Raw genomic sequence first — 16129 nt, 5'->3', positions numbered from 1 at the left:
CCGGCCGTGACCGGAGCCTCAGTGTCTTTCAGTCCACCAGCTCGTAAACGATGGTGACACTCGCATAGAGCGTTTCCTCGCCCGCCATGACAGGCGCCGGAGCCGGGGCCGCTTCCATCGCCATGGTGGCCATGCGGTACATCGGGCGCACACCGCCGTCGCCGCCTTCGGACATGGACATCACCCGGCCCAGCTTGACGCCTGAGGCCTTGGCAAAGAGCTCTGCCTTGCGGCGGGCATCCGTCACGGCCGCTTCACGGGCGGCATCACGCTTCTCGTTGGCGCCGGTCACCTCGAAATTGATGCCATTGATGGTGTTGGCGCCGGCGGTGACCATGGTGTCGAGCAGCGGCCCGAGACGTTCCAGATCATTCACCCGCACGCTGACCGTGTTGGACACCTGATAGCCCTCGATCTTCGGCAGGCCGGAGGGGCTGGACTTGGTGTAGTCGCCATAGCGGGGCTGGACCGAGAAATTGCTGGTCTGGATGTCTTTGGCCTCAATGCCCGCATCCTTCAGCGCTGTCAGCACCGCGTTGAGTGCTTTGGAGTTGCTGGCCAGCGCATCGGCCGCCGTTTCGGCGTCGGAGGTCACACCGCCCGAAAGGGTGGCCTTGTCCGGCACGGCGCTGACGGAACCGCTGCCCTGCACGGTGATGAAACGCTCGTTCTTCACCGCAGCTTCCTGGGCAAAGGCCGGAGTGAGCGCAGTGCTGACGGCTGCAAGGCCCAGCGGCAGGACAAGCGCCAGCGCGGCAGCACGGGAGACGGCGAGGGAGCGGGACAGCGCGGAGCGGAGGGGGCGCGAATGCAAGGTCATGTATGAAAAAATCCCTTGAGAACCAAAAAGCAAGCCGACATTTGCCCGGAAATAAGGCAGGCACAAGGCGTGACAAGCCTTCAGAAACAAATCCGGTTTCAGGACCGGTCCGCTGGCGCCATGCCGTAAAGCCACCCGGACAGCACGATACAAGGCCCTGCTGAAATCCCGGCGCATCTAGCCGCAGGGCTGCGGTGAAGCCCGCCCCTGACCTGATCGCATGCAAGGTTTGCGCAAGGGCAGGGGTTGCGCAGGGCAGGGCTTGAGGCGCCAGCATTCCGGGGGCTTAAGCGCGCGAGGCATCAAGCTGCTGACCGGGCCGGCCGGACCTGCCCACTGAAGGCGCCAGCCTCAGTCTGGCCTTCAGCTCGCATTTTCTCACCCGGAAACTGCGGACGAAGCCCCCTAAAGACACTTGCAGCGCCCGCCCGCGCTGGTATTTCACAGGTGCTGCGTTTGTAGTCCATATTGGACCACAAAAAAATTGCAGCCCCCGCCTGAGTTGGTATACCACACTCCAGCCCGCACCACGGGCAAGGGCCTGTAGCTCAATGGTTAGAGCCGTCCGCTCATAACGGATTGGTTGGGGGTTCGAGTCCCTCCGGGCCCACCATTTTTCTCGAAGATGCCGAAGGTTTGATTTTGTGCAGGCAAGCGGCTGGCAAGACCGTCGTTTGCCAATGCCTTTGGTGCTTCGGGCTTCCTTCGTTCAACCGCAGCCTGCGCGTGATGCCTGGATGCCTGGACACCGGAGCGGTCAGGAGTTCCCGCCCCGGCTGTTTGTCAGGCGTTACCGCGGCTCGTTCATCAGACCGCGTACGATCGAATAGCAGGCGCCCAGAAGCACGATAGTGAACGGCAGGCCTGTCGAAACTGCCATCGCCTGCAATGCGGCCAATCCGCCTCCAAGCAGGAGGGCGATGGCGAGAAAGCCCTCGAAACTGGCCCAGAACACCCGTTGCGGCGTGGGGGCATTCACCTTGCCGCCTGCGGCGATGGTGTCGATCACCAGACTGCCGGAATCCGAGGAGGTGATGAAGAAGACCACCACCAGAATGATCCCCACAAGCGAGGTCAGTCCGGTAAAGGGCAGTTGGGTCAGCATCTCGAACAGCTTCAGTTCCAGGGCAGCATCTTTCGCCCCGGTGAAGCCGCCGTGAACGATCTGGCTGATCGCCGTGCCGCCCATCGCTGTCATCCAAAGGATCGACAGAATTGTCGGCACGATGAGCACCGCGATCAGGAATTCACGCACCGTGCGGCCCCGGCTGACCCGGGCGATGAACATGCCCACGAAGGGAGACCAGCTGATCCACCATGCCCAGTAGAAGGCAGTCCAGCCGGAGGCGAAATTTTGGTCCTCACGGCCGAACGGCATCGCCAGGGCCGGCAGATACTCGCCATAGGCGGCCACGTTCTGGAAGAAATCGGAGATGATCTGCGTTGCCGGGCCAAATGCGACCACAAAGACGAGCAGGATGGCAGCAAGTACCATATTGATTTCGGAAAGCCTTTTGACACCTGCATCGAGGCCCGCCACCACAGAGAACAGCGCAACGGCTGTGATGATAATGATCAGGGTCACAAGCGTGGGGTCGTCAGTGGGGATGCCAAAAAGGAAGTTCAGACCGGCGGCGGATTGCTGCGCGCCGATGCCCAGTGAGGTGGCAAGGCCGAAGATCGTGGCGAAGATGGCGAGAATGTCTATGACGTGTCCCGGCCAGCCCCATACCCTTTCACCGAAGATGGGGTAGAAGCAGGAGCGCAAGGTCAGCGGCAGGCCCTTGTTGTAGGCAAACAGCGACAGCGACAGTGCCACAACGGCATAGATGGCCCAGGGGTGCAAACCCCAGTGGAAGATCGTAGCCGCCATGCCAAGGCGCACAGCTTCAGCCTCATTGCCTTGAGCGCCTTGTAGCGGTGCCCAGTCTGTCCGCAGTCCGTTCCCGTCAACCGTGACGCCGCCCAGGGCAGCTTCGAAATGGCTGATAGGCTCGGATACGCCGTAGAACATCAGGCCGATGCCCATGCCCGCAGCAAACAGCATCGAGAACCAGCCGGTATAGCTGTAGGACGGGGTGGCGTCGGGGCCGCCGAGACGCACCTTGCCAAGCGGCGACACGATCAGGAACAGGCAAAGCAGAACAAAGACGTTACCCGAGAGAAGAAAGAACCAGTCGAGAGAGCCGGTCAGCCAGTTGCGAACGCCGACGAATACGGGTTCCAGCTCGCTCTGATAAGCCAGCGTGAGGAAGGTGAATGCCACAATGCCAAGGGCGGACACGGTGAAAACCACCTGATGAATGTCGAATTCCAGTTTCCAAGAAATTGCGAAATTATCCTGACCGATTTCATAGTCTGTTTCAATGATCTCGGTCCTTCCCTCTGGCTCGGGGATAGGATCGCTCCCGGTTTGGGTGTCGATCTCGATTTCGCTGAATGGCTTTTCTGTTTTTTCCGTCATCGTCTTCCTTCAGGTTTGGGCGTTATGACATGTGCCCGATATTCCTCCAAGGTTCAGGAGATGATTCAGTGTTTGACTTTACATCATATGGCCCGACTTTTCATAGCCGGTTCTGTGACGAATACGCCGGGATCTGGCTCTGCAGCGGCCAGCTGTGTGTTCTCACTCTTTGCAGACCGCTCCTGCGCTGACGGATGAACAGGAACTGCAGGCGGTGACACAAACAGAGTTCGGGGACCGTGTGCACTGGGCTGCAACTGGTCAGAATGCACGGGTTTCGGGCAGGTCTCCCGGCAGTCAAGATTTATCCGGCTTCGGCTGCCATTGAGCAGACCAGTCCTGCGGCTCTGGCTGGAAGGCAACGCCAGCCGGCAGGACAGCGGGGCGGTTCTTGCAGGCAGGTATGGGGACACTGTTTTCTGGCCTTCGCCCTCTCAGTAAGCTTCACAAGGGCTTCGGCCTGTCTTACGGTTGCATGGCACCTTCGAGGGCAGGAGGGGTGCGGATGTGCCAACCGGGGTCTTCAGTTTGCCGCAGCTTGATCTTCTGACCGCCAATGACCGCCCGGGGCATCACCCCTCGTCCTGGTATGCCGCAACCGCGAGCCGGCGCAGCGGTCATCCGGTGCTGCAAGGCTCCGTTCAGGCCGATGTGGTGGTGATCGGAGCAGGCTTTACCGGGCTTTCGGCGGCGCTGTCGCTGGCGCAGTCCGGCCATTCGGTGGTGGTGCTGGAGGCCAACCGCATCGGCTGGGGCGCTTCGGGGCGCAATGGCGGGCAGGTGGGCTCGGGCCAGCGGCTCGATCAGATCACGCTGGAGGACATGCTCGGCAAGTCCGATGCCCGGCTGCTGTGGGATCTGGCCGAGGAATCCAAGGCCGTGGTGCAGGACCTGATCCGCGATCATGCGATTGACTGCGATTACCGGCCCGGCATCCTCTATGTGGATCACCGCCCTGACATTGCCCGTGACCACGCGGACTATGTCCGGCATCTGGAACAGGTCTACGGCTATGAGGGCAATGAGGTGCTGGGGCGCGATGCCGTGCGCCAGCGGCTGGCGAGCCCGCTCTATCACGGCGGCATCCTTGATCGTGGGGCAGGGCACCTGCATCCGCTGAATTTCGCGCTGGGCATCGGCGCGGCGGCGGTGGCTGCCGGGGCGCAGATCTTCGAGCGCACAAGGGTGACCAGCTATACGGCAGAGCCATCCCGCGTTGTGGTGAAGACGGAAGCGGGCGAGGTGACCGCCAGCCACATGGTGCTCGCCTGCAACGGCTATCTCGGCCGGCTGGAGCCCAGAGTGTCAGCCCGTGTGATGCCGATCAACAACTACATCATCGCCACGGAACCGCTGGGGGCGGAGCGGGCGCAATCGCTGATCCGGGACGGCGTTGCGGTGGCGGACAGCAAGTTCGTCATCAATTATTTCCGCATGAGCGCCGATCACCGGCTGCTGTTCGGCGGCGGCGAGAATTATGGCTACCACTTCCCCTCCGACATTGCCGCCTTCGTGCGCAAGCCCATGAGCAAGGTGTTTCCGCAACTGGCGGACATCGGCATTGATTTCGGCTGGGGCGGCACGCTGGCGATCACGCCCAAGCGCATGCCCTTCTTCGCAAGGCTTTCGCCCAATGTGATCACCGCCTCGGGCTATTCCGGCCACGGGGTGGCGATGGCCTGCCTTGCAGGACGGCTGATCGGCGAGGCTGTCAGCGGGCAGGCGGGGCGCTTCGAGGTGTTCGAGCGGATCAAGGTGCCCTCCTTCCCCGGCGGTTCGCGCTTCCGCTTCCCGCTGCTGGTGCTGGCGATGACCTGGTTTTCCCTGCGCGACCGGCTGGGCTTCTGAACCATGCAGGCAGATGGCAGCGGATCCACCGGCAGTTACTGGGAAGACAGCGCTGCCGGTGCCGCCCCGTATGATCATGCGGATCCGGAGCTGGAAGAGGCGCTGGCGGTGGATGTGGCCGTCATCGGCGCGGGCTTCACCGGGCTGAACGCGGCCTTGCGGGCGCAGGCGCTGGGCGCTTCCACCGTTGTGCTGGACCGCCATCACGTGGGCTTCGGCGCCTCGGGCCGCAACGGTGGCTTCTGTTGTCTTGGCGGCTCCAAGCGTTCGCCGGAAGACATGGTGGAAAGCTACGGCGGGCGGGAGGCGGAGCGCTTTTCCCACATGCAGCGTGAAGCGATTGATCATGTCGCGGCGCTGCTCGGCACCCATTCCATCCATGCGGACCGTTCGGGCAGCGGCGAGGTGGTGCTGGCGCACAAGCGCTCTGCCCTGAAGGCGCTGGAAGAGGAGGGCGCCTTCGTCAATGCCCGCTTCGGCCTCGGCACGCAGCTGCTGGATGAAACCGCACTGGAGGCGAGGGGCCTGAGGGCGGCGGGCACATATGGCGGGCTGTTCTATCCCCATGGCTTCGGCCTTCATCCGCTGAAATATGTGCGCGGCCTTGCAAGAGCATTGCGTGCTGCGGGCCAGCCCATCTTCGCCCGCTCGCCGGTGACGGATATCCGGCCGGAACTGGGCCGCTGGCGGCTGGATACGCCGAAGGGCACCGTCCATGCCCGCCGTGTGATCCTTGCCAGCAACGGTTATACGGACGAGAGCCTGCTGCCCTGGCTGGAAGGGCGGCTGCTGCCGGTGCTGTCCAATGTCATGGTCACCCGGCCGCTGACGGCTGTGGAGATGGTGACACAGGGCTGGACCAGCCCCGTGATGGCCTCCGATGCCCGCACGCTGCTGCATTATTTCCGCCTGCTGCCGGACGGGAGGATGCTGTTCGGCATGCGCGGCGGCATTTTCGGCACGGCTGGGGAAGAGGCGCGGCTGCGCCTTGCCATCCGTGAGGGCTTCGACCGGCTGTTCCCCGCGCTCGCCCATGTGGAGGCGACGCATCACTGGTCCGGGCGGGTGTGCCTGGCGCTGGATCTCAATCCCTATATCGGCCCCATACCGGCCATGCCCGGCGTCTTTGCAGCGCTTGCCTATCACGGCAACGGCGTGGCCATGGGCTCCTATGCCGGGGCGCTGGCGGCGGAACTGGCGCTGGAGGTCCGCTCCCCCTGGCAGCTGCCGCAGCCGGTCCGCACGCCCTTTCGCCGCTTCCCGCTGCCCGCCCTGCGCCGCCACTACCTGCAGATGGCCTATTGGTGGTACGGGCTGAAGGACCGCTGGGGGTGAAAGAGAGAACAGGCCTATAGGGAAGGCCTGTTCACCAACCGCCATTGCCCCGGCCCGCTGCATGGCGTAAAAGGGCGGCCAGTTTCGATCAATTGTCGATCAGATTCCCGGCAAAATTCCAAAACGGAGATGCGAGGCCCCATGGCGCGCCAGTTCATCTATCACATGCATGGCCTCAGCAAGGCCTATAACGGCAAGAAGGTTCTCGACAACATTCACCTGTCGTTCTACCCGGATGCCAAGATCGGTATTCTCGGCCCCAACGGTGCGGGTAAATCGACCCTGCTCAAGATCATGGCCGGTCTCGACAAGGAGTACACAGGTGAGGCCTGGGCGGCGGAAGGCGCCAAGGTCGGCTATCTGCCGCAGGAGCCGAAGCTCGACGAGGGCAAGACCGTTCTGGAAAACGTGATGGAAGGCGTCGCCCACAAGCAGGCGATCGTCGACCGTTACAACGAGCTGATGATGAACTACTCGGACGAGACCGCCGAGGAAGGCGCGAAGCTGCAGGACATCATCGACGCGGAAGACCTTTGGAACCTTGAGAGCAAGGTCGAGATGGCGATGGAAGCCCTGCGCTGCCCGCCCTCCGACAGCCCGGTGGACAACCTTTCGGGCGGTGAGCGGCGCCGCGTGGCGCTGTGCAAGCTGCTCTTGAGCGAGCCGGATCTGCTGCTGCTCGACGAACCGACCAACCATCTGGACGCTGAAACCGTTCACTGGCTGGAGCGCCACCTGCGCGAGTTCAAGGGCTCGGTGCTGATCATCACCCACGACCGCTACTTCCTCGACAACGTTACCGGCTGGATTCTGGAGCTGGACCGCGGCCAGGGCATTCCCTACGAGGGCAACTACTCCGTCTATCTGGAGAAGAAGACCAAGCGTATGGAGCAGGAAGGCCGCGAGAATATGGCCCGCTCCAAGGCCATTGCCCGTGAGCGCGAGTGGATGGGCATGTCGCCGAAGGGCCGCCAGACCAAGTCCAAGGCCCGTATCCGAGCTTATGAGGATCTGGTGGCGGCACAGGAAACCCGCATGCCTACCATCGAGCAGATCCTCATTCCGGTGGGCGAGCGCCTTGGCGCCAACGTCATCGAACTGAAGAACGTGTCCAAGGGCTTCGGCGACCGCCTGCTCATCGAGGACCTGTCCTTCAAGCTGCCGCGCGGCGGCATCGTCGGCGTCATCGGGCCGAACGGTGCGGGTAAGACTACCCTGTTCAAGATGCTCACGGGCCAGGAAAAGCCGGACAGCGGTGAAATCATCATCGGTGAGACCGTGCATCTGGGCTACGTGGACCAGTCGCGCGACAAGCTGGACCCGAACAAGACGGTGTGGGAAGAAATCTCCGACGGCAACGAGATCATTTATCTCGATGGCAAGGAAATCAACTCCCGCGCCTATTGCTCGTCCTTCAACTTCAAGGGCCCGGCTCAGCAGGCCAAGGTGGGCGACCTCTCCGGTGGTCAGCGCAACCGCGTGCACCTCGCCAAGGTGCTGAAGCAGGGCGCCAACGTCCTGCTGCTTGACGAACCGACCAACGACCTCGACACCGAGACCCTGGCCGCCCTCGAAGACGCGCTGGAAAACTACGCCGGTTGCGCCGTGGTCATCTCGCACGACCGCATGTTCCTCGACCGCCTCGCCACCCACATGCTCGCCTTTGAAGGCAACAGCCATGTGGAATGGTTCGAGGGCAATTTCGAGGACTACGAGAAGGACAAGGTCCGCCGCCTCGGCGCCCACGCCGCCGACCCGAGACGCATCAAGTACAAGCCGCTGACGCGCTAAGGCTTCAGCAGCCTCAAGCGGCTGTTTTTGCAAAAGGAAAATCCCCGGGCCGATGGTCCGGGGATTTTTGTTTGGGGGGCGTTCAGTGTGAAACGTGTCCAAAATTCTGGACGTTAGTAAGCGGTGGCTGGACAGCACGATCAGCTTAGCTTGACGGCTTGAAGTTCCATGGGAGCAGCTCGTCGAGGCGGCTTTGCGGATGGCCGTTGGCGATGGCTGTCAGGGTAGCCTTGAGATAGGCGAAGGGCTCGATGCCGTTGATCTTGCAGGTTTCGATCAGCGAAGCGATGCGGCCCCAGGCGATGCCGCCTTCGTCGTGAGCGGCGAAGAGCGCATTTTTGCGATTGAGGGCGATGGGGCGGATCAGGTTTTCGACCCTGTTGGAGTCAATCTCGACGCGGCCGTCGGTCAGGAAGGTTTGCAACCCGTCCCAATGGTTGTGGATGTAGGTCAGCTTTTCGCCGAGCCGGGATTTCGCGGATATCTTGCGACGTTGCGCCTGAAGCCAGTCGCCGAAGGCGGCCACCAGTGGCGCGGTGCGGGTTTGGCGGGCGGAGAGGCGCTGGCCGGGCGAGACGCCGCAGATGTCAGCCTCGACGGCGTAGAGCTCGGCGATGCGGCGCAGGCCCTCGGCGGCGATCTCTGAGCCGTCGCGGTCGAAGACTTCCTTCAGTTTTCGCCTCGCATGCGCCCAACAGTGCGCCACCCGAATGGGCGCACCGCCCTTGCGCGAGGGCTTGGTCAGGCGGTTGTAGCCGGTATAGCCGTCGATCTGCAGGGTACCATCGAAGCCGGTGAGGAAGGTTTCGGCATTCTCGCCCGCGCGGCCGGGGGCATAGAAGTAGACCACTCCGGGCGGGTCCTCACCGCCCCAGGGCCGGTCATCGCGGGCCAGTGCCCAGAGATACCCGGTTTTGGTCACGCCGCGCCCCGGATCCAGCACCGGGGCAGTGGTTTCGTCCATGAACAGCTTGGATGAGCGCTTCAGGTGGTCGGCCAGCCGGTCGACGATGGGCTTCAGATGGAACGCGGCCTTGCCGACCCAGTCGGCCAAGACCGCGCGGTGCAGTTCCAGCCCCGCCCGTGCCAGGATCTGGCTCTGGCGATATAAGGGAAGGTGATCCGCATACTTGCTGACCAATACATGGGCGAGCGTCGCCTCGGTCGGCAGACCACCCATGATGAGGTGGTTGGGCGCAGGCGCTTGCGTCACCCCGTCGGTGCAGGTCCGGCAGGCATATTTCGGGCGCACGGTGACGATCACGCGCAACTGCGCGGGGACGATGTCCAGCCGTTCGCTGCGGTCCTCGCCGATCTTGTGCATGACGCCGCAGCCGCAGGGGCAGATCAGGCTGGCGGGTTCGATGACCTCTTCGATGCGCGGCAGTCCGGCAGGCAGATTGCCGATGGTGCGCTTCGGTGCGGGCTTGCTCGCTTTGTCACCCGGTTTGGCGGCACGGATTTCCTTTTCCGCCTCGACCTCAGCCAGCGCGATGGACAGGTCCTCGAAGGCCAGCTGCCGTTCATCTTCGGTCAGCTTTTCCGATCGCTTGCCATGCAGGGCATGGTTCAATTCGGCAATCAGATGCTCTTGGCGCCGGGTGATGTCCGTCAGCGCCGCCACGGCTTCCATCAACGCCAGAACCGCCGCACGTTGCGCGGCAGGGATGGCGGAAAGGTCGATGGCGGGTGCGGTTTGCATGGGCTGGAGCTACCATAAAACCCCCGCAAAAGCACGCCAAACCAAGCAGTTGATTCACTCTGCCGCAGCTGGCGGGCGTGCCTCCAGCGCCTTGACCTTGCGCCAGTCGAGACCGGCAAATAGCGCCTCGAACTGGGCATGATTCAGCATCATGACCCCATCCTTGATCGCGGGCCAGGTGAAGGTCGCATCCTCAAGCCGCTTGTAGGCCATGACCAGACCGGTGCCGTCCCAGTAGAGCAGCTTCAGCCTGTCCGCCCGGCGCGAGCGAAAGACAAAGACCGTCCCGGTGAATGGATCCTGGTGCAACACAGACGACACCAGCGCTGCCAACCCGTCATGACCCTTGCGGAAGTCGATGGGCTTGGCCGCGACCAGAACCCGCACCAGGTTGGACGGGAACATCATCGGCTGGCCACCAAGGCACGCACGACCGAGGCAATCCGCTCCGCCGTGGCACCCGCTTCCAGACGGATCACTACCGCGCCCGCGACAATCTCGGGCCGGACTGCGGTGTCAGTGTCTCCATTCGGGGCTTCACCAACCGGGCCGACCATCAGTGCCGCAAACTCAACCGGATCCTCCGGCGCAGGCAGCACCAGCCGCCCTTTCCGCGCCAGCGTTCGCCACGACGACACATGGTTTGCCGGCAAGCCGTGCCGACGCGCCACTTCGTTGACCGTCGCGCCCGGCAGCAGCGTCTCCGCGACCACCCGCGCCTTCACCTCATCCGGCCACTTCCGGTTCCGGCGGCCTCGGCCACCAACCGGGAGAACCTCCAATGTAGCCTCCATGGAGAAACTCCGTCCTTATCTTCACTGTGCTCCAATGAGCCAATCAGGACAAAGGCTGGAAGGTGGGCGCCAGGCGCCGCTTACGGACGTTATCAGCCCTTGCGTCCAGAATTTTGGACTTGGTTTGATGTAGCTCGAAGGGTCAGGCAGGATGTCCATAATTATGAACGCAAAGCCTTGTGTGTTCATACAAATGAACAAACGGGTGATCTCCATGCCGCGTCAGAGAAGCTATTCGAGGGGGACCCGCCAGGCGCTTGCGATGCGTGGCAAGCTGATCCGTGCCGGGCGCATCGAGCGCGGCATGACCGCACAGGAACTGGCGGAACGGGCCGGTATCAGCCGTACAACGCTCTCCAGCATCGAGAAGGGCGCAGCAGGGCCTGAAATCGGCATCGTCTTCGAGGCCGCTGCGCTCGCCGGGGTTCGCCTGTTTGACCCTGATGGGCAAAGTCTGCAGAGGGAAAATGCCCGTCTTGACGAGAAACTGACCCTGCTGCCCAAGAGTGTGCGGCCCAGGGTGAAGGAGCCTGATGATGACTTCTAGGGCGGCAGCCAGCCAAGCCTTTGTCTGGATCTGGCTGCCGGGTGCAACGGAGCCGGTGGTGGCTGGCCGCTTCGATCAGGACGGCGGGCGCCTGTTCTTCACCTATGGCGCCAGCTACCGCGCCCGCAGGAATGCCGTTGCCATCTATGAGCCGGAACTGCCGCTGCAGGAAGGTGTGATTGCCCCTGCGCCGGGTCTGCAGATGGCCAGCTGTATTCGTGATGGCTCACCCGATGCCTGGGGACGACGGGTCATCATCAACAGGCTGACAGGCTTGAAGCCAGATGCGGACGGGTGCCTGAACTCAGCGAGCTGACCTTTCTCCTCCAGTCAGGATCAGACCGTATTGGCGCTCTGGATTTTCAGGCATCGGCCACCGAGTTTGTTCCAAGGCTTTCAGCAGGGGCCTCGCGTGATGAACTGATGGAGGCGGCAGGCCTCATTGAAAAAGGCAGGCCACTGCCTCCTGCGCTCGATCAGGCGCTCCGGCATGGCACGCCGATCGGCGGGGCGCGGCCCAAGGCAATGATTGATGACGGGGCGAAGAAGCTCATCGCCAAGTTCGCTGCCAGCAACGATACCTGCAGCGTTGTGAAAGGCGAGTTCATTGCGATGACCCTGGCAGGAGCATGCGGCTTGAATGCAGCGCCTGTTTGCGGGACGCCTGTTTCTCAACAGCTACGCATTGGAGGGCCTGGAGGGCCACAAGGCGCTGCGGGAGGCATTCCTTGCCGCGCGGGAGATGCTGCTCGCAGGCAAGGCTTTCTGAGCTCGCTTCGCCGGAAGGGAGCTGGAAGTGCCTGCTACTGTGGATCCTGTCCCTGGCCGCCGGCTTGCGCCGCTGCACGCCCTGCATGGGCGCCGGCGGCAGCGCTGGCGATCTGGGCCGGAGTAGGGGCCGGCACGAGGTTGCCGCCTGCATCGGCGATGCGGACGGTGACTTCCCGGTGGGCGAAGCGGATACCGTTTTTCTCGAACAGGTCCTGCAACCCGGCATAGACCACCTTGCGCAGCTCAAACTGCTTGCCGGGTTTTGACATGAACTTCACCCGCGCAATCATGGCGCTGTCCTCCATGGAGAGGATGCCCTGCGACTTCAGCGGATCGAGAAACATCGGCCCGTAATAAGGATCATCCAGAAGTTCCTGGCCAAATTTCTTGATGATCTTGCGCATCTTCTCGGTGTCCGTGTCATAGGTGACGCGGAAGGCGAGCTTCATGATGGCCCAGTCGCGCGAGTAGTTCTGCACGTGCTTGATTTCGCCGAAGGGCACGGTCGTCAGCGCGCCGCGGTGGTGGCGCAGCTGCATGGAGCGGATGGAGATTTTCTCCACGGTGCCCTTGGCGCTGCCGATGTCGATGTATTCGCCTTTGCGGAAGGCGTCATCGATCAGATAGAAGGCGCCGGAGAAGATATCCCGGATGAGCGTCTGCGCGCCAAAGCCGATGGCAAGACCGACGACGCCGGCACCGGCAAAGAGCGGGGCAATGTCGATGCCGAGCTGCGACAGGATCAGCATGCCGGAGATCACCACGATGGTGATCAGCAGGAAGTTGCGGAAGATCGGCAGCAGGGTGGAAAGGCGGCTGTCGCCGGTGCCGCCTATCTCCATTTCTCCGGGCGCGTGGGTGGACGCATCCGGGCGCAGGAGGTCCCGCCGCGCCGCCTGCGCAACGGCGATTTCCACCGCCTGATAGGCCATGTAGCCAAGGAAGCCGACGATGGCGACTTCCACAAGATTGCCGAGGATGGAGCTTTGATCGTGGATCGAGATGCCCCAGACCTTGAGCAGCAGCCAGGCGGAAAAGACGAGGGTGAGGATGGCCGCGCCATGGTCGAAAAGCGCGCGGTAGGGGGCTCGGGCTGCCTCTGCCTCCAGCGCTTCGGCTTCGGCCTGTGAGGCATTGGCGGTGGTGTCCGGGGCTTCTCCGGCCGCTGTCTCGGCACGGGCAAGGCCATCCATCAGCACGGCCTTGGCCCTGCGCGTGTCGAGGCGCGGCAGCAGCCGGTCGATCAGCAGCATCAACACGGCCTGCAGCAGCAGCGCGGCGACCAGCACCAGTACCGGCGCGCTGACAAGGCCGGTGGCAAAAGGCCGGTCGAGGAGGATGCGGAAGCTGGCCGTGCCGAAGGCGAAGAGGAAATACAGGATCGCCATCACGTGCCAGATGCTGGCGATGAAGTGGAGGGCGGGATGCACTGCGCTTTCGTCCGGCGCTCCGCCCATGATGGCTTTGCCGACGCTCTTGCGCCAGACAATGGCAATGGTGGAGAGAATGCAGGTCGACAGGGCGGCGGAAAAGACAAGCGCCACCTTGTGCGCACTGGCCTCCAGCCCGAGGGCGCGCATCCAGATGGAGAGCGAGATGACGAAGGCCGAGAGGCCGAGCCCGGTGACCAGCGCCGTGTTGAGCCTTGCGGCGGACTGATCGTCAAAGGCCAGCATGCGGCAGGCGGGTGTGTCCGGCGCAATGATGTTGAACAGGATCAGCCGGATCAGGCTCCAGGCGGTGAAGCCCAGAATGCCGGTCTGCACGGTCACCCGGGAGGCATGCAGATCCTCATGCAGCAGCACGGCCACCAGCCAGGCGGTGATCAGGAAAATGGCCAGTTCCAGCAGCATCACCGTGCCGCGCCCGAGCAGGAAAGCGACCTTGCCCGCACGGGTTTCGGGCGCCGGGGGAAAGCGGTGCAAATAGACCGCCTCCGCCCAGCGGCGGAACAGGGCCTGCAGGGCAGTACCCGCGATCAATGCTGCAGCCAGCACGGCAAGAGCGGACCACAGCCAGTCCAGCGAGCCATCGGGCGACATGGCGCGGAGCGTTGCCGCCATTTTTCCCGGCAGGGTGGGCAGTTCTGCGGCCAGCTGCTGCAGCGCGCCGCGCAGCTGGAAACTCTCCTGCATCGCGTCATTCATGGCGATGGCCGCTGCGCTGCTGCCTGTTGCCGTGTCCTGGGCCGAAGCGGGGCCTGAAGCTGCGGCGCCGGTGAGAGCGGCAGCCAGGCTCACACACAGGATCATGCTGGAGAAGTGGTGCACTGCCGCTGCCAACCCGTGTCCAACTTTGCCCGCAAACGCCATCATTCCACGCCCCCCCAGTTCCTGTAGGCTGCCCGGCATGCCGTTGGGGACGCATGGTAATGCAAGAGAGTTTACGTCTGCTGTCTCTTTGAAGGCCTGCCGCAGCACAGGGCGGCTGCTGCGGCAGGCGGTGTCTCAACTCGTGGGCTTGGCGGGGGCTATGGCTCCCGGCACCCATTGCAGGTTGGCCGGCCAGCTGTAGACGGTCTTGCTGTCATTCCAGCTGCCGGCGGCATTCAGGCAGCCGCCTGTCTCGACCTGGCCGTTCTTCACCCAGATATAGGCGCCGGGGCCTGCACCGGTGAACTGCATCTGCGTCCAGTCTGTCAGGTCCGGCAGGAAGCCGCCGAAGGCTCCGCCCGGGCTTCCGTCCGTGTTGGGCGATGCCTCATAGACCCAGTTGCCGATGCGTATCGGCCCCAATGCGCCGCTGCCTGACCCGATGCCGAACTGGTAGGTGCCGCTGGAGGGTTGATTGCTGCCGCCGCCCGGATTGTCCGTGTAGCCATAGGCCATGCTGTCGGCGAGGACCGAGACGGTGACCGGCTGGGCCGGATCCGCCTGGATGAGTACCTTCAGATTGCTGTCCGCATAAGGATAACCATAGGAATTGGTGCCGTTGTGAATCGCCTGCGCATAGAGGTTGCCATTGCCGCCGGCAAAAGGCGTCTGGCCCGGAAACTGGCTGGAGTTGTTGGGCCCTGTGGGGGTGAAATAGCCCTCGTTGAAGCCGATCATCAGGTTGCGGAACACCGAGTTGCTGATGATCTGGGAGGCGGGCTGGCCCGATGGATCATTCGTTGCGGTGCGGTTCTGCGGCACGACGCGGCCATTGAATATGACCGTGCCTCCATCGCAGCGGTAGATGATCGAACTGCTGAGGTTGACCGCCGTCAACTCGAATGTGTCACCCTGGTCACCCTTGAGGGAGAGGATCACGCCCGTTTTCGGGTCGGCTGCCTGGAAGTTGCCGGTAAAGGTCTCGGGAGAACCGCCGGGCGGGGTGTCGGAAACGATGGTGACGGGGGCATTGGCCTTGACGAGGCTCACCACGTAGGGGGTCATGTCGGGATATGCTGAGGGTATGATGGTGGGCCCGATCACCAGTTGCTGGCCGGAAACCGTGGTGATCACCGCGCCCTGTCCATGTTTCGTCAGAACCGAATTCTTCATGGTGTTGATGAGGGTAGGGGTCATCGGGTCCTTGTAGCCGAGCGAGAAGCTGCTTCCCCCTGCCTCCGTGCCTGCAATGGCGAGCGGCAGGCCGAGCAGATCCACATTCGACATGTTGATCCAGAGGTTGTCTCCCGCCGTCAGGCAGCTGAACTCGATCCATCCGTAATAGATGCCACCGGTCGGGGTGGGCGGATTGGGGAACTGCCCGAGCCCCGCATAGAGCCGTCCCGAATTGATCGTCGTGAAACTGATCGTGGCATTCGTGATCTGTGACAGGGGGGTAATCGTGCCAAGCGTGATGCCGGTCAGACCTGTGACGTCCTCGCCGGTCAGCAGGATGTAGATATCTTCGTCTGGGGCCGTTGGCTTCCCGCGCAGATTGACGAGATTCAGGGTGACGCTGCTGGTGCTCATTCGGATCTCCTTGGAGGGTCTGTTCCTCCTCCGGCAGGACGCAGGGCAGCCGAGATTGTGCGCCTTCGGCGTGCAATTTGCGTGATACTCACTTCACGCCAATTCATTGGCCGCTCCCGCCTGCATGCGCTAAGTATCCGGCCTTGGGTGAGGCC

General features: G+C 63.0%; 12 protein-coding genes, 1 tRNA gene and 1 pseudogene. 7 read left to right on the top strand and 7 right to left on the bottom strand.

The window, feature by feature from the left end; all coding sequences use genetic code 11:
- Nucleotides 1-28: 28 nt before the first annotated feature.
- Nucleotides 29-820, bottom strand: a complete 792-nt coding sequence (locus tag ASC48_RS01300) for an SIMPL domain-containing protein (protein ID WP_055454018.1) — start codon at nucleotides 818-820, stop codon at nucleotides 29-31.
- Between the two features lie 537 nt (nucleotides 821-1357).
- Here ASC48_RS01300 and ASC48_RS01295 point away from each other — a divergent pair.
- A tRNA-Ile gene (locus tag ASC48_RS01295) sits at nucleotides 1358-1433 on the top strand.
- Between the two features lie 177 nt (nucleotides 1434-1610).
- Here ASC48_RS01295 and ASC48_RS01290 read toward each other — a convergent pair.
- Complete coding sequence (locus ASC48_RS01290) at nucleotides 1611-3284, bottom strand: BCCT family transporter (protein WP_055454017.1); 1674 nt, start codon at nucleotides 3282-3284, stop codon at nucleotides 1611-1613.
- A 528-nt stretch (nucleotides 3285-3812) separates the two neighbouring features.
- Here ASC48_RS01290 and ASC48_RS01285 point away from each other — a divergent pair.
- The 3 genes from ASC48_RS01285 to ettA all read left to right on the top strand — a co-directional run bounded on the left by ASC48_RS01285 (nucleotide 3813) and on the right by ettA (nucleotide 8258).
- Nucleotides 3813-5132, top strand: coding sequence for an NAD(P)/FAD-dependent oxidoreductase (locus ASC48_RS01285; protein ID WP_055454016.1), 1320 nt, complete (start codon nucleotides 3813-3815; stop codon nucleotides 5130-5132).
- A gap of 3 nt (nucleotides 5133-5135) precedes the next feature.
- Nucleotides 5136-6467: an NAD(P)/FAD-dependent oxidoreductase gene (locus ASC48_RS01280; RefSeq protein ID WP_055454015.1), complete on the top strand. Its 1332-nt coding sequence runs from the start codon at nucleotides 5136-5138 to the stop codon at nucleotides 6465-6467.
- Between the two features lie 141 nt (nucleotides 6468-6608).
- Nucleotides 6609-8258, top strand: a complete 1650-nt coding sequence (gene ettA / locus ASC48_RS01275) for an energy-dependent translational throttle protein EttA (RefSeq protein WP_055454014.1) — start codon at nucleotides 6609-6611, stop codon at nucleotides 8256-8258.
- Between the two features lie 145 nt (nucleotides 8259-8403).
- On the opposite strand, the gene tnpC is transcribed toward ettA, so the two are convergent.
- From tnpC to tnpA, 3 genes are read right to left on the bottom strand one after another with little or no spacing between them, the layout of a single operon-like run.
- Complete coding sequence (tnpC, locus tag ASC48_RS01270) at nucleotides 8404-9960, bottom strand: IS66 family transposase (protein WP_055454013.1); 1557 nt, start codon at nucleotides 9958-9960, stop codon at nucleotides 8404-8406.
- Nucleotides 9961-10014: 54 nt separating this feature from the next.
- A complete protein-coding gene (gene tnpB, locus ASC48_RS01265) occupies nucleotides 10015-10365 on the bottom strand; it encodes an IS66 family insertion sequence element accessory protein TnpB (protein ID WP_244269973.1) in 351 nt (116 codons plus the stop codon).
- Entirely contained in the window at nucleotides 10365-10754 is a 390-nt protein-coding gene (gene tnpA / locus ASC48_RS01260; RefSeq protein WP_055454011.1) for an IS66-like element accessory protein TnpA, read from the bottom strand. The genes tnpB and tnpA overlap by 1 nt, the downstream gene beginning before the upstream one ends.
- A 262-nt stretch (nucleotides 10755-11016) precedes the next feature.
- Here tnpA and ASC48_RS01255 point away from each other — a divergent pair, with 262 nt between their 5' ends.
- The 3 genes and pseudogenes from ASC48_RS01255 (at nucleotide 11017) to ASC48_RS20070 (ending at nucleotide 12070) form a co-directional block, all read left to right on the top strand.
- A complete protein-coding gene (locus ASC48_RS01255) occupies nucleotides 11017-11301 on the top strand; it encodes a helix-turn-helix transcriptional regulator (protein ID WP_055454010.1) in 285 nt (94 codons plus the stop codon).
- Nucleotides 11291-11964 (top strand): annotated as a pseudogene (locus ASC48_RS01250) (HipA domain-containing protein); the annotation flags it as partial. The gene ASC48_RS01255 and the pseudogene ASC48_RS01250, both read left to right, overlap by 11 nt.
- Nucleotides 11942-12070: a hypothetical protein gene (locus ASC48_RS20070; RefSeq protein WP_279626030.1), complete on the top strand. Its 129-nt coding sequence runs from the start codon at nucleotides 11942-11944 to the stop codon at nucleotides 12068-12070. The pseudogene ASC48_RS01250 and the gene ASC48_RS20070, both read left to right, overlap by 23 nt.
- Nucleotides 12071-12104: 34 nt before the next feature.
- On the opposite strand, the gene ASC48_RS01245 is transcribed toward ASC48_RS20070, so the two are convergent.
- Nucleotides 12105-14354 carry a mechanosensitive ion channel family protein gene (locus ASC48_RS01245; RefSeq protein WP_208975488.1) on the bottom strand — a complete coding sequence of 750 codons (2250 nt, stop codon included), beginning with the start codon at nucleotides 14352-14354 and terminating at the stop codon, nucleotides 12105-12107.
- Between the two features lie 165 nt (nucleotides 14355-14519).
- Nucleotides 14520-15974 carry a beta-1,3-glucanase family protein gene (locus ASC48_RS01240; RefSeq protein ID WP_055454008.1) on the bottom strand — a complete coding sequence of 485 codons (1455 nt, stop codon included), beginning with the start codon at nucleotides 15972-15974 and terminating at the stop codon, nucleotides 14520-14522.
- Nucleotides 15975-16129 lie beyond the last annotated feature (155 nt).

Origin of the sequence: Pannonibacter indicus (assembly GCF_001418225.1) — a bacterium.
GTDB classification, from domain to species: Bacteria; Pseudomonadota; Alphaproteobacteria; order Rhizobiales; family Stappiaceae; genus Pannonibacter; species Pannonibacter indicus.
Note: the sequence above shows the minus strand (reverse complement) of the source record. Positions and strands in the feature narration are given on the sequence as shown.